This is a genomic window from Flavobacterium sp. P1_E4 (assembly GCF_056405915.1).
This window is the reverse complement of the sequence record NZ_JBFUBE010000004.1, coordinates 60,894-77,621: the sequence shown is the minus strand read 5'-3', so window position 1 is coordinate 77,621 and position 16,728 is coordinate 60,894. Positions and strand designations below refer to the sequence as shown.

18 protein-coding genes and 4 tRNA genes are annotated in these 16,728 nt (G+C 34.0%); 21 read left to right on the top strand and 1 reads right to left on the bottom strand.

Going from position 1 to position 16,728, the window contains the following annotated elements; genetic code table 11:
• Positions 1-370 precede the first annotated feature (370 nt).
• From AC1DY0_RS05620 to AC1DY0_RS05600, 5 genes are all read left to right on the top strand, one after another.
• The gene (locus AC1DY0_RS05620) at positions 371-2,338 is read left to right on the top strand and encodes a putative porin (RefSeq protein WP_477187658.1); all 1,968 of its coding nucleotides are present in this window, start codon (positions 371-373) and stop codon (positions 2,336-2,338) included.
• A 120-nt stretch (positions 2,339-2,458) separates the two neighbouring features.
• A complete protein-coding gene (locus AC1DY0_RS05615; protein ID WP_477187657.1) occupies positions 2,459-3,820 on the top strand; it encodes a pyridoxal-phosphate dependent enzyme in 1,362 nt (453 codons plus the stop codon).
• A 78-nt stretch (positions 3,821-3,898) separates the two neighbouring features.
• Positions 3,899-4,381, top strand: coding sequence for a 3'-5' exonuclease (locus AC1DY0_RS05610; RefSeq protein ID WP_477187656.1), 483 nt, complete (start codon positions 3,899-3,901; stop codon positions 4,379-4,381).
• Between the two features lie 149 nt (positions 4,382-4,530).
• Entirely contained in the window at positions 4,531-5,802 is a 1,272-nt protein-coding gene (locus AC1DY0_RS05605; RefSeq protein WP_477187655.1) for a DUF2851 family protein, read from the top strand.
• A 120-nt stretch (positions 5,803-5,922) separates the two neighbouring features.
• Positions 5,923-6,150 carry a PspC domain-containing protein gene (locus AC1DY0_RS05600; RefSeq protein WP_264565269.1) on the top strand — a complete coding sequence of 76 codons (228 nt, stop codon included), beginning with the start codon at positions 5,923-5,925 and terminating at the stop codon, positions 6,148-6,150.
• A gap of 77 nt (positions 6,151-6,227) precedes the next feature.
• Here AC1DY0_RS05600 and AC1DY0_RS05595 read toward each other — a convergent pair whose 3' ends face one another.
• A complete protein-coding gene (locus tag AC1DY0_RS05595; RefSeq protein WP_477187654.1) occupies positions 6,228-7,706 on the bottom strand; it encodes an amino acid permease in 1,479 nt (492 codons plus the stop codon).
• Positions 7,707-7,930: 224 nt separating this feature from the next.
• Between AC1DY0_RS05595 and AC1DY0_RS05590 the strand changes: the two genes are divergently transcribed.
• The 16 genes from AC1DY0_RS05590 to rplL all read left to right on the top strand — a co-directional run bounded on the left by AC1DY0_RS05590 (position 7,931) and on the right by rplL (position 16,515).
• Positions 7,931-8,845 (top strand): ComEA family DNA-binding protein, encoded by a 915-nt coding sequence (locus tag AC1DY0_RS05590; protein WP_477187653.1) that lies wholly within the window; start codon positions 7,931-7,933, stop codon positions 8,843-8,845.
• A 17-nt stretch (positions 8,846-8,862) separates the two neighbouring features.
• Positions 8,863-10,002, top strand: coding sequence for an acyl-CoA dehydrogenase family protein (locus AC1DY0_RS05585; protein ID WP_477187820.1), 1,140 nt, complete (start codon positions 8,863-8,865; stop codon positions 10,000-10,002).
• 256 nt (positions 10,003-10,258) lie between these two features.
• The gene (rpsU, locus tag AC1DY0_RS05580) at positions 10,259-10,456 is read left to right on the top strand and encodes a 30S ribosomal protein S21 (RefSeq protein ID WP_477187819.1); all 198 of its coding nucleotides are present in this window, start codon (positions 10,259-10,261) and stop codon (positions 10,454-10,456) included.
• Positions 10,457-10,530: 74 nt separating this feature from the next.
• On the top strand, positions 10,531-11,430 hold the full coding sequence (locus tag AC1DY0_RS05575) for a tyrosine-type recombinase/integrase (RefSeq protein WP_477187652.1): 900 nt from the start codon (positions 10,531-10,533) through the stop codon (positions 11,428-11,430).
• 33 nt (positions 11,431-11,463) lie between these two features.
• Positions 11,464-11,766, top strand: coding sequence for a ribosome hibernation-promoting factor, HPF/YfiA family (gene hpf / locus AC1DY0_RS05570; RefSeq protein WP_326398857.1), 303 nt, complete (start codon positions 11,464-11,466; stop codon positions 11,764-11,766).
• Positions 11,767-11,857: 91 nt separating this feature from the next.
• Positions 11,858-11,931, top strand: a tRNA-Thr gene (locus tag AC1DY0_RS05565).
• 30 nt (positions 11,932-11,961) lie between these two features.
• A tRNA-Tyr gene (locus AC1DY0_RS05560) sits at positions 11,962-12,042 on the top strand.
• A gap of 62 nt (positions 12,043-12,104) precedes the next feature.
• Positions 12,105-12,176, top strand: a tRNA-Thr gene (locus AC1DY0_RS05555).
• Between the two features lie 54 nt (positions 12,177-12,230).
• A complete protein-coding gene (tuf, locus tag AC1DY0_RS05550) occupies positions 12,231-13,418 on the top strand; it encodes an elongation factor Tu (protein ID WP_477187651.1) in 1,188 nt (395 codons plus the stop codon).
• A 56-nt stretch (positions 13,419-13,474) separates the two neighbouring features.
• A tRNA-Trp gene (locus tag AC1DY0_RS05545) sits at positions 13,475-13,545 on the top strand.
• An 18-nt stretch (positions 13,546-13,563) separates the two neighbouring features.
• Positions 13,564-13,761: a preprotein translocase subunit SecE gene (secE, locus tag AC1DY0_RS05540; RefSeq protein ID WP_116763649.1), complete on the top strand. Its 198-nt coding sequence runs from the start codon at positions 13,564-13,566 to the stop codon at positions 13,759-13,761.
• Between the two features lie 9 nt (positions 13,762-13,770).
• On the top strand, positions 13,771-14,322 hold the full coding sequence (gene nusG / locus AC1DY0_RS05535) for a transcription termination/antitermination protein NusG (RefSeq protein WP_077370832.1): 552 nt from the start codon (positions 13,771-13,773) through the stop codon (positions 14,320-14,322).
• A 66-nt stretch (positions 14,323-14,388) separates the two neighbouring features.
• Positions 14,389-14,826 (top strand): 50S ribosomal protein L11, encoded by a 438-nt coding sequence (gene rplK, locus AC1DY0_RS05530; protein WP_035639405.1) that lies wholly within the window; start codon positions 14,389-14,391, stop codon positions 14,824-14,826.
• A gap of 13 nt (positions 14,827-14,839) precedes the next feature.
• Positions 14,840-15,529 (top strand): 50S ribosomal protein L1, encoded by a 690-nt coding sequence (gene rplA / locus AC1DY0_RS05525; protein ID WP_072944426.1) that lies wholly within the window; start codon positions 14,840-14,842, stop codon positions 15,527-15,529.
• Positions 15,530-15,551: 22 nt separating this feature from the next.
• Positions 15,552-16,052, top strand: coding sequence for a 50S ribosomal protein L10 (gene rplJ, locus AC1DY0_RS05520; protein WP_477187650.1), 501 nt, complete (start codon positions 15,552-15,554; stop codon positions 16,050-16,052).
• A gap of 94 nt (positions 16,053-16,146) precedes the next feature.
• Positions 16,147-16,515, top strand: coding sequence for a 50S ribosomal protein L7/L12 (rplL, locus tag AC1DY0_RS05515; RefSeq protein ID WP_077370834.1), 369 nt, complete (start codon positions 16,147-16,149; stop codon positions 16,513-16,515).
• Positions 16,516-16,728 lie beyond the last annotated feature (213 nt).

Genomic DNA, 16,728 nt, shown 5'->3' with positions numbered 1-16,728 from the left:
CGTGTGGCAAATATTGTAATTTTTTCTTGATTTTCTTTTTTGTGAAGCAAATTGATTTCGGGAAAATAAATGATGTAGTGATTGCATTATATTGTTGCGAGTGCGAGAGGGATAGAAGCAAGCTACCGAAGTAGCGCGTATAGCTCGACAGCAGTAGGGAAAGGGGCGAATAAGCGATACTGTGAGTTAGCCCCTTTTTCTACTGGTGGCTCGCCCAAATTATTTGGAACCGATAAGTTGTGGTTTGTAACTAAATTATGTTTTGTTGTTTGTTCTATAAATTGAGGTGTTTTTTTATTTATACGTTTTTATCCTTTACCTTTGCTTGGTCTATCAGTAAAAATAATTTGCCTAATTATAACCTTTTCAAATGAGAATTTTCTTTTCGTTGTTTTTTTTAGCTTTTCCGATTCTCCTGTTTTCGCAGAAAAATAAACAGTTCAATAGTGCTAAAGAAATTGATTATAATAGTAAATACAATTCTTCGGATTCTATAAAGAAGAAAAAAGCGCCAGAGGCAACTTATGATATGTATCAGATTATTTCGTTGAATAAGGATACTACATACATTGATACTACACAATCTATTCGAAAGGCATATGGTCATAATTATTTAAGGAAAGATAATTTTGGACTTTTGAGTTTTACTAATATTGGTCAAACCTATAATACGCTTCAATACGGACTTAATGGTTTTTCGCCTTATCCCGAATTTGGATTTACAGCAAAACAGTTTAATTATAGCAAGGCCGAAGACATTAGATATGCCAATGTGGCCACCCCTGTAACCGAATTGTATTTTAAAACAACGATACAAAGAGGTCAGTCGGCAGATTCTTATTTTGCTATAAATCCGTCTCCAAGATTGAATTTTTCTATTGCCTATAAAGCGTTACGCTCGGAAGGTAGATACATCAACCAGGAGGCCAAAACGGGGAATTTTAGATTTACGACAAGTTATAATACCAAAGATGGTCGTTATGTTGTTAATGCACATTATGTTGCCCAAAAGATTCAGAACGAGGAAAATGGTGGGATTAGTAATGTAAGTGAATTTGAAAGTGGTGATCCAGCGTTTGATAATAAAGCTCGATTGGGTGTTTATTTTGAGGATGCTATGTCTTTGCTTAAGGGAAAACGTTTTTTTGTAGATCAAACTTTTAGAATAAATCCAAAAAAAGGCAGTAATAATTTATATGTTACTGAACAGTTTAATTATGAGGATATTTATTTTGATTACACTCAAGAAACGATAGCTTCAACAGTTGGAGGAGTACAAGTGAATCGCTATGGAGAGTCCTTTGTGACCAATGGGATTGATGATAAAACGACCTACAATAAAATGTATAACAAAGTGGGGTTAGTGTATGAGAACATGACGTTGGGAGCTTTTACTTTTTTTGTTGATGATTTGCATTCGAATTATTTTTATAATAATATTTTGTATCTAGATACAGAAACTGTTCCTAATTTGTTAAGCCAGACCATAAACACAGTTGGTGGACAATATAATTATCGCAAGGACAAATGGAATGGGAAGGTTTTATATTCCAAATCAGTTACGAATCAAAATTTGTACAATTTTGATGCTTCGGCAATTTATGATATTAATGATGAGAATCAAATCTCTTTTAGATATCAAAATATGAATAAATTGCCTAACAATAATTATAATTTGTACCAAAGTAGTTATAGAAAATACAATTGGTCAAACGATTTTGTGAGTGAAAAAATAAATGCTATCAGTGTCAACGCAGACACTAAATGGGTGTCATTGTCTTTGCAACTGAATTCGATAAATGATTATTTGCATTTTGCTGATGTTACAACAGATGCAGAAAGAGCAGTGGGCACACAAATAGTGGCGCCGGCTCAATATGGTAAAGCAATTAATTATGCATCTCTTAAAGTTGCAAAAGAGTTTGTTGTTGGTAAATGGGCTTTAGACAATACTTTGTTATTCCAAAAAGTGGATCAATCAGATCTTATTTTGAATGTCCCTGAATTTGTGACTAGAAATACGTTGTATTATTCGGATCATATGTTTGATAAAAAATTGTTTTTCCAAACCGGTGTGGAGCTGAATTACTTTACTAGTTATTATAGTAATAGTTACAATCCTTTGATTGGTGAGTTTTTTGTTCAGGATAGAGTGAAGATAGGGAATTACCCGCTTCTTGATTTTTTTGTAAATGCAAAAATTCAGCGTACACGAATTTATTTAAAGGCAGAACATTTTAATTCACTGTTTTCAAAAAACAATTATTTATCGGCACCCGATTATCCGTATCGTGATTTCTTAATTCGTTTTGGATTAGTTTGGAACTTCTTCAACTAATTTAGAACTCAGTCTTTAAAAGTTAAGTTTATAATTAAAAAAATGATTAATTTTGCTTTTGTATACAAACTATATGTAAATAGTATGGTTTAAAAATAACCCCCAATAAAAAAGACAAAAATGGAATACTCAGAAAATATATTAGGAACTATTGGGAATACTCCATTAGTAAAACTCAATAAAGTGACTGCTGAAGTAGATGCTTTGGTTTTGGCCAAAGTGGAGACATTCAATCCTGGTAATTCGGTAAAAGACCGTATGGCTGTAAAAATGATTGAAGATGCCGAAGCAGATGGACGTTTGCAACCAGGAGGAACAATAATTGAAGGAACTTCTGGAAATACAGGAATGGGATTGGCGCTAGTTGCCATTATAAAAGGATACAAATTGATTTGTGTGATATCCGACAAGCAGTCCAAAGAAAAAATGGATATTCTTCGTGCAGTTGGAGCCAAAGTAGTAGTTTGCCCTACTGATGTGGAGCCAACTGATCCACGTTCGTATTATTCGGTTTCCAAAAGATTGGCTCAAGAAACACCAAACTCCTGGTATGTGAACCAATACGATAATTTGTCAAATACATTGGCGCATTATGAGCAAACAGGGCCAGAAATTTGGAAGCAAACAGAAGGAAAGATTACTCATTTTGTGGTTGGTGTTGGTACAGGTGGGACGATTTCTGGTGTTGGTAAATTCTTAAAAGAGAAAAACCCAAACATCAAAATTTGGGGAATTGATACTTATGGTTCAGTGTTTAAGAAATATCACGAAACAGGTATTTTTGATGAAAATGAAATATATTCCTATATCACCGAGGGAATAGGTGAAGATATTTTGCCTAAGAATGTTGATTTCTCCCTAATTGATGGATTCACTAAAGTAACCGATAAAGATGCTGCTGTTTATACTAGAAAAATTGCACTCGAAGAAGGAATATTTGTTGGGAATTCGGCTGGTGCTGCAGTAAAAGGTTTGTTGCAACTCAAGGAACATTTCAAACCAGAAGATGTGGTTGTGGTATTGTTTCATGATTCTGGAAGTCGTTATGTTGGAAAAATGTTCAATGACGACTGGATGCGTGAAAGAGGATTTCTAGAAGAGGATGTGACCAAAGCCGAAGATGTTATCAAAGACCATATCGATAAACCTTTGATTGTTGTTCGTACCGAGGAATTGGTTTCACATGCTATTGACCGTATGCGCAAGTACAATATTTCGCAAATTCCAGTGGTAGATATTAATGGATTTGTTGGTTCTGTTGATGAAACTGATCTGTTCAGAAGTTATATGGCCGATAAAAATGTAATTGATAAGCCTATTAAAGAAGTAATGGGAAAACCTTTTCCTGTTGTTAAATTGAGTACATCAATCGAAGAAGTTTCCAAGTTTTTCACCAAAGATAATGATGCTGTTTTGGTCGAACTTGAAAATGGAAACCATCAAATTATTACAAAATCAGACATTATTAAGGCGATGAAATAAATTTATTTGGATTGCAGATTTTGTACTAATCATTGAAATCTGCAATCTAAAATCTGCAATCTAAATTCTAAAATTCCCATGACTTTCACCGCAATAGATTTTGAAACTGCAACAGCTTATCATCCTTGCTCTGTAGGTATTGTTACCGTTGAAAATGGAGTAATTATTGATGAGTTTGTGACTTTAATCAAGCCGCCCAATAATGAATATAATCCTTTCACGATACGAGTGCATGGAATATATCCTAGAGACACAGCAAACGCCAAAACTTTTGTTGAAATATTTCCCGAAATTCAAAAAAGACTGCAAAACAGAACCGTAGTAGCACATAATGAAAGCTTCGATCGCAATGTTTTATCCAAATCAATGGCGCTTTATGGTCTGAACTACGAGGATTTGAATATAGGTTCTCGTTGGGAATGTACCGTGAAAATATATAAAACCAAAGGTTTAAAACCTACCACTTTGAGTGATTGCTGTAGAGCCATGAAAATTCAGTTGAATCATCACGAAGCCTTATCGGATGCTCGGGCTTGTGCCAAATTGTATTTATTGAGATAATTCTTTTCAATACTATTCAAAATCTTTTATTCTCACATTTATCTAATGATTAAAAAAAACAGTTGAAATATCTGTCTTTTTTAATTTTGTAAGTTAAGTTGTTTGTTTTTTTTTATTACTTTAGATTAAAAGTATAAAAAGCTAACACAATGAAAGAAGATTTCCTCCACTACCTTTGGAAGTTCAAAAAGTTTGATACTTTAAATTTAAAAACCTGTAACCAAGAGGAAATCACGATCAGTAATGTGGGACAGTATTTAGAATTGGCTGGTCCTGATTTTTTTAATGCCCAAATTACTATTGGAAATCAAAAGTGGGCAGGAAATGTAGAAATTCATATCAAATCATCCGATTGGTATATTCATCATCACGAGAAAGATGCGGGTTATGAAAATGTAATTTTGCATGTCGTTTGGAATCACGATACCGAGATTTACAGAAGTAACAATTCAGAGATTCCTGTTCTCGAACTCAAAAAATATGTTAGTGCAGATATTGTAAATAATTATCAAAAGTTGCTGACTCCCAAATCGTGGATTTTTTGTGAAAAGCAGTTAAAGGAAATTCCTCAATTCACATTAATCAATTGGCAAGAACGTTTGTTTTTTGAACGTTTGGAAAGAAAGGCTAAGCCTATCTTGGAGTTGTTGGAGTCAACTAACAATGATTGGGAAGCAGTTTTGTTCTGTCTTTTGGCAAAGAATTTTGGTTTGAATACCAATGGAGAAATATTTCTTAAGATAGCTCAATCTATTCCTTTTTCTGTAATACGAAAAGAATGTTTTGAAGTGGAGAATCTGGAATCATTATTGTTTGGTTCCGCAGGATTATTGGATGCTGAGAAAGAAGATGCGTATTTCAAAGATTTAAAATTCAGATATTTTTATTTGCTTCATAAACACCAAATTGAGAAAAGGTGTATTGAACCCGTTCAGTTTTTTAAACATCGGCCAGATAATTTTCCCACGATTCGGCTTTCACAATTAGCCAATTTATATCACAAACAGCAAAATCTATTTTCGAAAATAAGTGACTTGAATTCTGTTGAAGCTATTTATGAAGTTTTTAGTGTTTCGGTAGCTGCCTATTGGCAAACCCATTATCAATTCGATAAAGAAAGTCCGAAGAAAAAGAAAGCGTTGACCAAATCTTTCATGGATCTGATTATTTTAAATACAGTTATTCCTTTACAATTTGCATATGCAAAAAGTCAAGGAAAGGAAATTTCAGAAGATTTAATTACTATTTTAAATGATGTTGAGTCTGAAAAGAATTCAATTGTAGAGAAATTTAGTTCTTTTGGTCTAAGGGCAAAAAATGCATTTGAAACCCAGTCATTATTGCAACTCAAAAATGAATATTGTAATAAAAACAAGTGCTTAGAATGCGCTATCGGGATGGAGTTGTTAAAGAATAGTTAGGAATAAGAAAATTTCGATTTGATTTTCAATTTTTAAGTAATGTATTTAGAACTTTTTCGGTCATCAACCGATAGTATTAAAAGATTCTGTAATTTTGTTTATAATTAATAATTCAAACCAATGCGAGCAGTAATACGATTGAAATTTTTTTTAGAAAAATATGGTTTCCATGTTTCTTCTCGTTTGGCCGATAAATTAGGAATGCGTGTGACAAGCGTTCGTTTGTTTTTTATTTACATCTCTTTTGTAACGGCAGGTTTGGGATTTGGAGTTTATCTTACATTGGCTTTCTGGATTAGGCTAAAAGATTTAATTAGAGCCAAGAGAACCTCTGTTTTTGATTTGTAAAAGTAATTTATAAAGCATAAAAAAAGGGATTTTAAAGTGGTTAAGCTTTAAAATCCCTTTTTTATTTATCTGTGAAATTATTCTTTAGTCTTGTTTAGCACACTGTTTTTCTTGCCATAAACAAAATAGAAAACGATTCCTAAAGCCATCCAAACAAAAAGTCTCAACCAGTTCGTCCAACCTAGTCCGTACATCATAGCACAACATACAAATACTCCTAAAAGTGGTACGAAAGGTACAAGTGGAGTTTTGAATTCTCTTATCATGTTCGGTTCTTTTTTTCTTAAGATAATAACAGAAATACATACAAGAACAAAAGCAAATAAAGTTCCAATACTTGTCATATCCCCAACAATATCTCCAGGAATAAAAGCAGCAAAAGCTCCAACAATTATTAGAATAGCAAGATTTGCTTTGTATGGTGTTTTGTATTTTGAATGTAAATCGCTAAAAGCTTTAGGTAGTAAGCCATCTTTACCCATAGAGTAGAAAACTCTTGACTGTCCTAATAACATCACTAAAATAACAGATGAAAATCCTGCTAATATAGCAACGGTAACAAATTGGGCAAGCCAGTTGTAGCTTTCTCCCATCGCATGTATTATTGCATTAGCAACAGACGCTTCCTTACCGCTAGTTCTAAAGAATTCAACTGGTTCAAGACCTGTTAATACATGTCCAAAAAGAATGTATAAAACGGTACACACTGCTAAAGATCCTAAAATACCGATTGGCATATTTTTTTTAGGATTGATAGTTTCTTGTGCGGCAGTACTCACTGCATCAAATCCGATGAAAGCAAAGAAAACGGTACCAGCAGCACCTAATATTCCCATAACTCCTCCATAGGCATGTCCTACTCCGTGTTCGTCAGTGAAAACATCTGTTGGTGGAATATAAGGGGTATGGTTTGCTGGATTAATGAAATGCCATCCCAATACAATGATTAGTATTACAATTAGAACTTTAACGACAACTATGATTCCATTTACCACAGCTGATTCATGTATCCCTTTTATCAATAATAAACTGATTACTGCAACTATAAAAAGAGCAGGTAAATTTATGATTCCGTGTTCTCCTGTTAGTGATGTTTGAAATGGAGAATGACAATAAGCAAAGGGTATGGGGTCCACGTGTAGTACATTTGTGAGTAAATTATTTAGGTATTCACTCCAGGCAATTCCCACTGTTGCAGCACCCACCGCATATTCAAGAATTAAATCCCAACCAATAATCCAGGCTAAAAACTCACCCATAGTAGCATAAGTGTAGGTGTATGCACTTCCTGAAATTGGAATAGAAGACGAAAGCTCAGCGTAACACAATCCTGCTAATGCACAGCCGATGGCGGCTACAACAAAGGCTATTGTTACTGATGGTCCTGCACTTTGTGCAGCTGCGGTTGCTGTTCTAACGAATAATCCAGCACCTATAATTGCACCGATTCCTAATGCAACTAATGACCAAGCGGTTAGGGTTCTTTTTAATCCTTTTTCAGAATCAGCAGCTTCGGCTAATAGTAGAGCTAATGGTTTTCTTTTCCAAATAGACATGGTTTTTATGGTTTAAATGTTATTAAGCGCCAAATGTATTGTTTTTTATAAAAAATAAAAATTATAATTTCATTTAACTAACAAATTAATGATGTATGCAGCTTTTTTATTTAGAAAAAAAATAGTACGAATGTATTTCAGGTATTTAGTTGTTAATTAAAATTAATATTTTTCTTATAAAAAATACTGACTTGTAAATAATTTTTCATATTTTTAGATTTAAAATGTTTCGCTTAAAACATGTGATTTCAATTATGACTTTTAACACTATCAAAGATTTTTTTAAATTTTCACGTGACCAGCGAACAGGGATTTTTGTTTTGTTCGGAATTATTATAATTCTTCAATTGGTTTATTTTTTTGTTGATTTTAATCCAATTGAAAAAGAATACTCTGACAAGCAAAAATGGCTTTCTCTACAATCGGAAGTTGATGAGGTAAAAATGCATGATCTGAATGATAAACCTAAAATGTATCCTTTTAATCCTAATTTTATTTCAGATTACAAAGGCTACAAACTGGGAATGTCTGTTCAAGAAATTGATCGGCTTCTAGATTTTAGAAAGGGAAATAAGTTTGTTAATTCTGCCAAAGAATTTCAAGGTGTAACAAAAGTTTCAGATTCATTATTGAATGTAATTTCTCCATTTTTCAAATTCCCTAATTGGGTGAATAATAAAAAAGAGTTCAAGGAGTATAAATATGATCAGAATTCGGCTTTCGCCAAAAAAGAGAAAATAGCTTTAATCGATATTAATCAAGCCACGAAAGAAGATTTAATTAAAATAAATGGAGTGGGTGAGGTGATTTCACTTCGCATTTTAACTCAAAAAGAAAAATTAGGAGGATTTGTCTCTATGGAGCAGCTTAAAGATGTTTGGGGTTTGTCTCCAGAAGTAATTCTGAATTTAAATACTCATTTTAAGATTGAAAAGCTTCCTAATTTGAATAAAATTGATGTCAATAATGCCTCAATAAAGGAGCTTTCTCAGTTTTTTTATTTCAAATATGACTTAGCTAGACAAATTGTAAAATATAGAAGCATGAACGGTGATTTTAAAAATATTGAGGATTTGATAAAAATTAACGGCTTTCCTGTTGAAAAAGCAAATTTTATTGCCTTATATTTGGACTTTTAATATAAAAGACATTTATGATGAATTTTGATTACAACGAAACACAATCTTTAATAGCTCAATCTATAAAAGATTTTGCCGAAAAAAATATTAGACCATATATAATGGAGTGGGATGAAGCTCAAATTTTTCCAATTCCTTTGTTTAAAAAACTTGGTGAAATGGGATTTATGGGAGTTTTGGTTCCAACTGAATTAGGAGGCTCAGGATTGGGTTACCATGAATACATCACAATTGTGGAGGAAATTTCAAAAGTTGATCCTTCTATAGGATTGTCTGTTGCAGCCCATAATTCATTATGTACTAATCATATTTTAACTTTTGGAAACGATGAACAAAAGAAAAGGTGGATTCCGAAACTGGCAACGGCTGAGCATATTGGAGCTTGGGGCTTAACAGAGCACAATACAGGATCCGATGCAGGTGGAATGAATACTACTGCTGTTCGTGACGGTGATTTTTGGGTAGTAAATGGAGCTAAAAACTTTATTACACATGCTATTTCGGGAGATATTGCCGTGGTAATAGTTCGCACAGGTGAAAAGGGAGATTCCAAAGGAATGACTGCATTTGTATTCRAAAAAGGAATGCCTGGATTTACTTCGGGTAAAAAAGAAAATAAATTAGGAATGCGCGCTAGTGAAACGGCCGAATTGATTTTTGATAATTGTCGTATTCCGGATTCTAATAGATTAGGTGAGGTTGGACAGGGATTTGTTCAGGCTATGAAAATTCTTGATGGTGGACGTATTTCAATTGGAGCTTTATCGTTAGGAATTGCAAAAGGCGCTTATGAAGCAGCTTTGAAATATTCTCAAGAAAGACATCAGTTTGGGCAGCCTATTTGTGAATTTCAAGGAATTTCTTTTAAATTGGCTGATATGGCTACCGAAATTGAAGCCTCAGAATTATTATTGCATAAAGCAGCTTTCCTTAAAGAGCAGCACAGACCTGTAACGACATTAGGTGCAATGGCGAAAATGTATTCATCAGAGGTTTGTGTGAAAGTGGCCAATGATGCGGTTCAAATACACGGTGGGTATGGTTATACCAAAGATTATCCGGTAGAAAAATTCTATAGGGATTCAAAATTGTGTACCATTGGAGAAGGAACTACCGAAATTCAAAAACTGGTAATTTCCAGAAATTTATTGAAATAAAGATTAGGGCGTGCCACCATCCTGATTAAGGGCTAATTCTCGGTCTGATTATGTGCCCTTTAATCAGGATGCTGTCGGGCTGTCCGCCTTTACTTCGGTAACTTGCTTCCATCCCTCACGCTTGACCAAAAATATTTTCGGTTTTGATGCTATTTTTGGAACTATTGAAAATAAATTTAAAAAAATAAAAATAAAGTGCTCAGAATTCAAAATAATGTTTAATTTTGCCGACTTAACGAAAGGGGGTGATAAAATTATGTTAATTATACCAATTAAAGACGGAGAAAATATCGATAGAGCACTTAAGCGCTACAAAAGAAAATTCGATAAAACTGGAACTGTAAGACAATTAAGAGCACGTACTGCTTTTATTAAGCCATCAGTTATCAATAGGATGAAATTCCAAAAAGCAGCTTATATTCAAAATATGAGAGATAATATCGAGAATATCTAATACATCACTGCATTTTAAAATAAAATTACCGTTAGTAATTAAAGTTTCTTAACTTTGATGCTAACGGTTTTTTTATGGCAACAAATAATAAAGATGGATTTAGAGATTATCTGCAATTAGAAAAAAAATATTCTCCACATACCATAAATGCTTACTTAAATGATATAACTTACTTTGAGTCATTTAATAAGGAGTTCTTTGAACAAGACACTATAGAGCAGGTTAATTACAATCAGATTAGAAGTTGGATTGTTTCGCTTGTTGAAGATGGGGTTTCAAATAGTACTGTAAACAGGAAGATAGCTTCCTTAAAAGCTTTTTATAGATTTCTTTTAAAAATAAAACAAATCCAAATTAATCCGTTGTTGAAGCACAAAGCTTTGAAAACAGAAAAAAAACTTCAAATACCTTTTTCGGAAAAAGAACTTACGGAGGCGTTGTTACAAAATTCGAATTCTGAAGATTTTCAGGAAATAAGAGATGTGCTGATAGTGGAGTTGTTTTATACTTCAGGAATTCGTAGGGCAGAACTTATTCATTTGAAATGTTCGAATGTCAATATAGTAGGTAATACTTTAAAGGTATTGGGGAAAAGAAATAAAGAACGTATTCTTCCAGTTTTACCAGTGGTAATACAGCGATTGTTGTTGTATATTAAGGAGCGTTCTTTGTTGGAAACAATAGTAGATGAGGATTATTTATTTCTAACAAAAAAAGGGTTAAAATTGAGTGATTCTTTTGTGTATCGTTTAATTAATTCATACTTTAGTACTGTCTCCGAAAAGGTAAAAAAAAGTCCTCATGTATTAAGACATACTTTTGCGACTCACTTGTTAAATAACGGGGCCGATTTGAATTCAGTTAAAGAGTTATTAGGACATTCTAGTTTAGCTTCTACGCAAATTTATACCCATAGCAGTTTGTCTGAACTCAAAAAAGTATATCAAGAGGCGCATCCTAGGAATAAAAAATAACTCTGAAATGTTTAACCATTAAAAAGATTGATTATGAAGGTAAATGTTCATGCAGTTAACTTTACTGTTGACAAAAAGCTAGTAGATTTCGTTCAAGAGAGAATGGATAAATTGGAAAAATATTATGACAGAGTGGTCTCTTCGGATATTTTTATGAAAGTGGAAAAGACAAGTGAGAAGGAAAATAAAATTGTCGAAATAAAGATTAATGTCCCTGGAGATGATTTTTTGGTTAAAAAGCAGTGCAAATCCTTTGAGGAAGCAGTCGAACAATCTGCGGAATCTCTAGAGCGATTACTGGTAAAACGTAAAGAAAAGTTAAGAACACATATTTAATTAAATTTTTTTTCAAAAAATGTTTTGATTAAAAGATAAAATCTCTACATTTGCAGTCCGTTAGAAATAGCGGACTTTTTTTATTGATATTGCCAGCGTAGCTCAGTTGGCTAGAGCAGCTGATTTGTAATCAGCAGGTCGTGGGTTCGAGTCCCTCCGCCGGCTCAAAAGGCGAAAGTTTTAATAGAAAAAGTTGGGGAGATACTCAAGCGGCCAACGAGGGCAGACTGTAAATCTGCTGTGTGAACTTCGCAGGTTCGAATCCTGCTCTCCCCACAAGAATGATTTTTAGTTTAGAATTCTAAATTGAAAATCATTAAATCCTTAACGAGGATTCTGCCGACTTAGCTCAGGGGTAGAGTGCTTCCTTGGTAAGGAAGAGGTCACGGGTTCAATTCCCGTAGTTGGCTCAAGTAAGTAGGAAATTGAAATAAATATATAAACTAGATTAAAAATTAAGTAAAATGGCAAAAGAAACCTTTAACCGTTCGAAACCACACTTAAATATTGGTACGATCGGACACGTAGATCACGGTAAAACTACTTTAACAGCAGCAATCACAAAAGTGTTATCTGATGCTGGTTACTGTCAAGCAAAATCATTTGATCAAATTGATAATGCTCCTGAAGAAAAAGAAAGAGGTATTACAATTAATACATCACACGTAGAGTATGAAACTGCTAACCGTCACTACGCACACGTTGACTGTCCTGGTCACGCGGATTACGTAAAAAACATGGTTACTGGTGCTGCTCAAATGGACGGTGCTATCCTTGTTGTAGCTGCAACTGACGGACCAATGCCACAAACACGTGAGCACATCCTTTTAGGTCGTCAAGTAGGTATTCCTAGAATGGTAGTTTTCATGAACAAAGTGGATATGGTTGATGATGCTGAATTATTGGAATTAGTTGAAATGGAAATCAGAGACTTATTGTCTTTCTACGAATATGATGGTGACAACTGTCCAGTTATTCAAGGTTCTGCTTTAGGAGGATTGAATAATGATGCTGCTTGGGTTCCTAAAATTCTTGAATTGATGGAAGCTGTAGATTCTTGGATCGAAGAGCCAGTTCGTGATACTGAAAAACCATTCTTGATGCCAGTTGAAGACGTATTTACAATTACAGGTCGTGGAACTGTTGCTACAGGTCGTATCGAAACTGGTATTGCTAATACAGGAGATGCTGTTGAAATCATTGGTATGGGAGCTGAAAAATTAACTTCTACTATTACAGGAGTTGAGATGTTCCGTAAAATCCTTGATAGAGGTGAAGCTGGAGATAACGTTGGTTTATTGTTAAGAGGTATTGATAAAGAATCTATCAAAAGAGGAATGGTTATCATTAAGCCAGGATCAGTAAAACCACACGCTACTTTCAAAGCTGAGGTTTATATCTTGAAAAAAGAAGAAGGTGGACGTCATACTCCATTCCATAATAACTACCGTCCACAGTTCTACGTACGTACAACTGACGTAACAGGGGTTATTACTTTACCAGAAGGTGTAGAGATGGTAATGCCAGGAGACAACTTAACTATTAATGTTACTTTGTTAAGCCCAATCGCAATGAGCGTAGGTTTACGTTTTGCTATCCGTGAAGGTGGTAGAACTGTAGGTGCAGGTCAGGTAACTGAAATTGTAGCTTAATACTATAATAAATACCAAAACCAGTGTCGTTTTGACGACACTGGTTTTTATTAACTACGGGCGTAGTTCAAGGGTAGAATAGCGGTCTCCAAAACCGTTGATGGGGGTTCGAATCCCTCCGCCCGTGCAAAATAAACTAATCACTATGACAAAAGTTGTTAATTACATATCAGAATCATTTGAAGAATTAAAATCAAATGTAACTTGGCCAGCTTGGGCTGAAGTACAACGTCTTACGATTGTTGTTGCTGTTTTTTCAGTGGTATTCGCTTTAGCAACATGGGGAGTAGATGAGGTATTTGCAAAAACATTAGCTGTGTTTTTTAACTGGATAAAAGCATAATTTTTTGTAATGGCGGATAATAATATAAAAAAGTGGTATGTCGTTCGTGCAGTAAGCGGACAAGAAAATAAAGTAAAAGCTTATATCGAAACGGAAATTGCTCGTTTGGGTATGAGTGATTATGTTTCACAAGTTCTTGTGCCTACTGAAAAAGTGGTTACTGTAAAAGAAGGTAAAAAATTATCAAAAGATAAGGTTTACTTTCCGGGATATGTTATGTTGGAAGCCAATCTGGTTGGAGAAATTCCTCATATTATTAAGTCTATTACAAGTGTTATAGGATTCTTAGGGGAAACTAAAGGTGGAGAGCCAGTTCCGTTAAGAATGTCTGAAGTAAATAGAATGTTAGGTAAAGTAGATGAGTTGGCTGTTAATACAGATACTCGTTCTATTCCTTTCAACTTGGGTGAAACTATTAAAGTGATCGATGGTCCTTTTAATGGGTTTAACGGTACAGTTGAAAAAATTAATGAAGAAAAGCGTAAACTTGAAGTGATGGTGAAAATTTTCGGAAGAAAAACACCTTTGGAATTGAGTTTTATGCAAGTTGAAAAAGTATAATTTTTGTTACATCTATAATAACCACTGCAATCGCTTCCAATGATTGTCGTGTTAAATTTTTTAAAAATGGCTAAAGAAATTAGTAAGGTAGTTAAACTACAAGTTAAGGGAGGTGCTGCGAACCCGTCGCCACCGGTTGGACCTGCTTTAGGAGCTGCTGGGGTAAACATCATGGAGTTCTGTAAGCAATTTAATGCTAGAACACAAGATAAACCCGGCAAAATATGCCCAGTACAAATTACTGTGTATAAAGACAAATCATTTGATTTTGTTGTAAAAACTCCTCCGGCGGCTGTCCAGTTATTGGAAGCGGCAAAGCTAAAGTCCGGATCAGGTGAACCAAATCGTAAAAAAGTAGCTAGCGTTACTTGGGATGTTATCAAAGCAATTGCTGAAGATAAAATGGTAGATTTAAATGCATTCACAATCGAATCTGCTATGAGCATGATTGCTGGAACAGCTAGATCTATGGGTATAACTGTATCAGGAGATTCTCCTTTTTAATTAAGAGAAAGACATGGCAAAATTGACAAAAAAGCAAAAAGAGGCTGCTTCAAAAATTGAAAAGAACAAATTATACTCTTTGAAAGATGCTGCTGCATTGATTAAAGTTATTGCTTCTGCAAAATTTGATGAGTCTGTTGATATCGCTGTTAGATTGGGTGTAGATCCAAGAAAAGCGAATCAAATGGTGAGAGGTGTAGTTACTTTACCTCACGGTACAGGTAAAGATGTTAAAGTATTAGCATTGGTTACTCCAGATAAAGAAGCGGAAGCTTTAGCAGCTGGTGCAGACTATGTAGGTCTTGACGATTATTTACAAAAAATTAAAGACGGTTGGACAGATGTTGATGTAATCATCACTATGCCTGCTGTTATGGGTAAATTAGGTCCATTAGGTCGTATTTTAGGACCTAGAGGTTTAATGCCTAACCCTAAAACAGGTACTGTAACTATGGATGTTGCAAAGGCTGTTGCAGAGGTAAAAGCTGGTAAAATTGACTTTAAAGTTGATAAAACTGGTATTGTACATGCAGGAATTGGTAAAGTTTCTTTTGGAGCTGAGCAAATTTATGACAATGCACACGAAATTATTCAAACATTAATCAAACTTAAACCAACTGCTGCTAAAGGTACCTACATTAAAGGTATTCACCTTACAAGCACTATGAGTCCTGCGATTGCATTGGACCCTAAAGCAGTATAATTGGTAGTTAATAATTTTTAGTATGACTAGAGAAGAAAAATCAATCGCGATTGAAGATTTAACTGCGCAGTTAGCTGGTACAAATATTGTTTATGTATCTGATATTTCTGGACTGAACGCAGAAACTACTTCAAACTTGAGAAGAGCTTGCTTTAAAGCAGGTATAAAATTAGAAGTAGTTAAAAATACTTTGCTTGCAAAAGCAATGGAAGCTTCTGATAAAGATTTTGGTGATTTACCAACTGTATTGGCTGGAAATTCTGCAATCTTTATTGCGGATGTTGCAAATGCACCTGGAAAAATCATTAAAGATTTCAGAAAAAAATCTGACAAGCCTGTATTAAAAGGAGCTTACATTAATTCTGAAATTTACATCGGTGATAATCAATTAGAAGCATTAGCTACTATTAAATCAAAAGAAGAGCTTATCGGCGAAATCATTGGATTATTGCAATCACCAGCTCAAAGAGTTATTTCTGCTTTACAAAACCAATTCGCTAATAGCGAAGAGGCTGAGGCATAATACTCAAAACAGGGAATTTAGTTTCCTTGTTGCTTAAAATAGCGCACAATAAATAAATTATATTTTTACAAATCATTTTAAAACGATAGAAAAAATGGCAGATTTGAAACAATTCGCAGAACAATTAGTTAATTTAACTGTAAAAGAAGTTAACGAATTAGCAACAATATTAAAAGATGAGTACGGAATCGAACCAGCTGCTGCAGCTGTAGTAGTTTCAGGTGGTGGAGAAGCTGCTGCTGAAGAAGCTCAAACAGAATTCACAGTTGTATTGAAAGAAGCTGGTGCTTCTAAATTAGCTGTAGTAAAATTAGTTAAAGAACTTACAGGTTTAGGTTTGAAAGAAGCTAAAGATGTAGTTGATAGCGCTCCAAGTAACGTTAAAGAAGGTGTAACTAAAGAAGAGGCTGAAGGTCTTAAAAAATCTTTAGAAGAAGCTGGAGCTGTTGTTGAGTTAAAATAACTCTTACATAGTTTAGAATTCGGTTTAGGTCTTGAGTTTAGTCACTCAATGACCTAAACCATTTTTCGTATAATAAAATTATAACAAGTTTTATTATAATAATAGTTTAAAATACGAAAAAGTTTTTGATCAATACGAAGAAAAAAAATTGAACTGAATTTTACCTATTCATTTTTAAAGATGTATTGATTATAAAAAGAAAGGTATCAATTA

What these genes read in the sequence shown, in the direction of transcription:
- AC1DY0_RS05620 (WP_477187658.1), top strand. Translation starts at nt 371, where the DNA reads ATGAGAATTTTCTTTTCGTTGTTTTTTTTAGCTTTTCCGATTCTCCTG.
- AC1DY0_RS05615 (WP_477187657.1), top strand. Translation starts at nt 2,459, where the DNA reads ATGGAATACTCAGAAAATATATTAGGAACTATTGGGAATACTCCATTA.
- AC1DY0_RS05610 (WP_477187656.1), top strand. Translation starts at nt 3,899, where the DNA reads ATGACTTTCACCGCAATAGATTTTGAAACTGCAACAGCTTATCATCCT.
- AC1DY0_RS05605 (WP_477187655.1), top strand. Translation starts at nt 4,531, where the DNA reads ATGAAAGAAGATTTCCTCCACTACCTTTGGAAGTTCAAAAAGTTTGAT.
- AC1DY0_RS05600 (WP_264565269.1), top strand. Translation starts at nt 5,923, where the DNA reads ATGCGAGCAGTAATACGATTGAAATTTTTTTTAGAAAAATATGGTTTC.
- AC1DY0_RS05595 (WP_477187654.1), bottom strand. Translation starts at nt 7,706, where the DNA reads ATGTCTATTTGGAAAAGAAAACCATTAGCTCTACTATTAGCCGAAGCT.
- AC1DY0_RS05590 (WP_477187653.1), top strand. Translation starts at nt 7,931, where the DNA reads ATGTTTCGCTTAAAACATGTGATTTCAATTATGACTTTTAACACTATC.
- rpsU (WP_477187819.1), top strand. Translation starts at nt 10,259, where the DNA reads ATGTTAATTATACCAATTAAAGACGGAGAAAATATCGATAGAGCACTT.
- AC1DY0_RS05575 (WP_477187652.1), top strand. Translation starts at nt 10,531, where the DNA reads ATGGCAACAAATAATAAAGATGGATTTAGAGATTATCTGCAATTAGAA.
- hpf (WP_326398857.1), top strand. Translation starts at nt 11,464, where the DNA reads ATGAAGGTAAATGTTCATGCAGTTAACTTTACTGTTGACAAAAAGCTA.
- tuf (WP_477187651.1), top strand. Translation starts at nt 12,231, where the DNA reads ATGGCAAAAGAAACCTTTAACCGTTCGAAACCACACTTAAATATTGGT.
- secE (WP_116763649.1), top strand. Translation starts at nt 13,564, where the DNA reads ATGACAAAAGTTGTTAATTACATATCAGAATCATTTGAAGAATTAAAA.
- nusG (WP_077370832.1), top strand. Translation starts at nt 13,771, where the DNA reads ATGGCGGATAATAATATAAAAAAGTGGTATGTCGTTCGTGCAGTAAGC.
- rplK (WP_035639405.1), top strand. Translation starts at nt 14,389, where the DNA reads ATGGCTAAAGAAATTAGTAAGGTAGTTAAACTACAAGTTAAGGGAGGT.
- rplA (WP_072944426.1), top strand. Translation starts at nt 14,840, where the DNA reads ATGGCAAAATTGACAAAAAAGCAAAAAGAGGCTGCTTCAAAAATTGAA.
- rplJ (WP_477187650.1), top strand. Translation starts at nt 15,552, where the DNA reads ATGACTAGAGAAGAAAAATCAATCGCGATTGAAGATTTAACTGCGCAG.
- rplL (WP_077370834.1), top strand. Translation starts at nt 16,147, where the DNA reads ATGGCAGATTTGAAACAATTCGCAGAACAATTAGTTAATTTAACTGTA.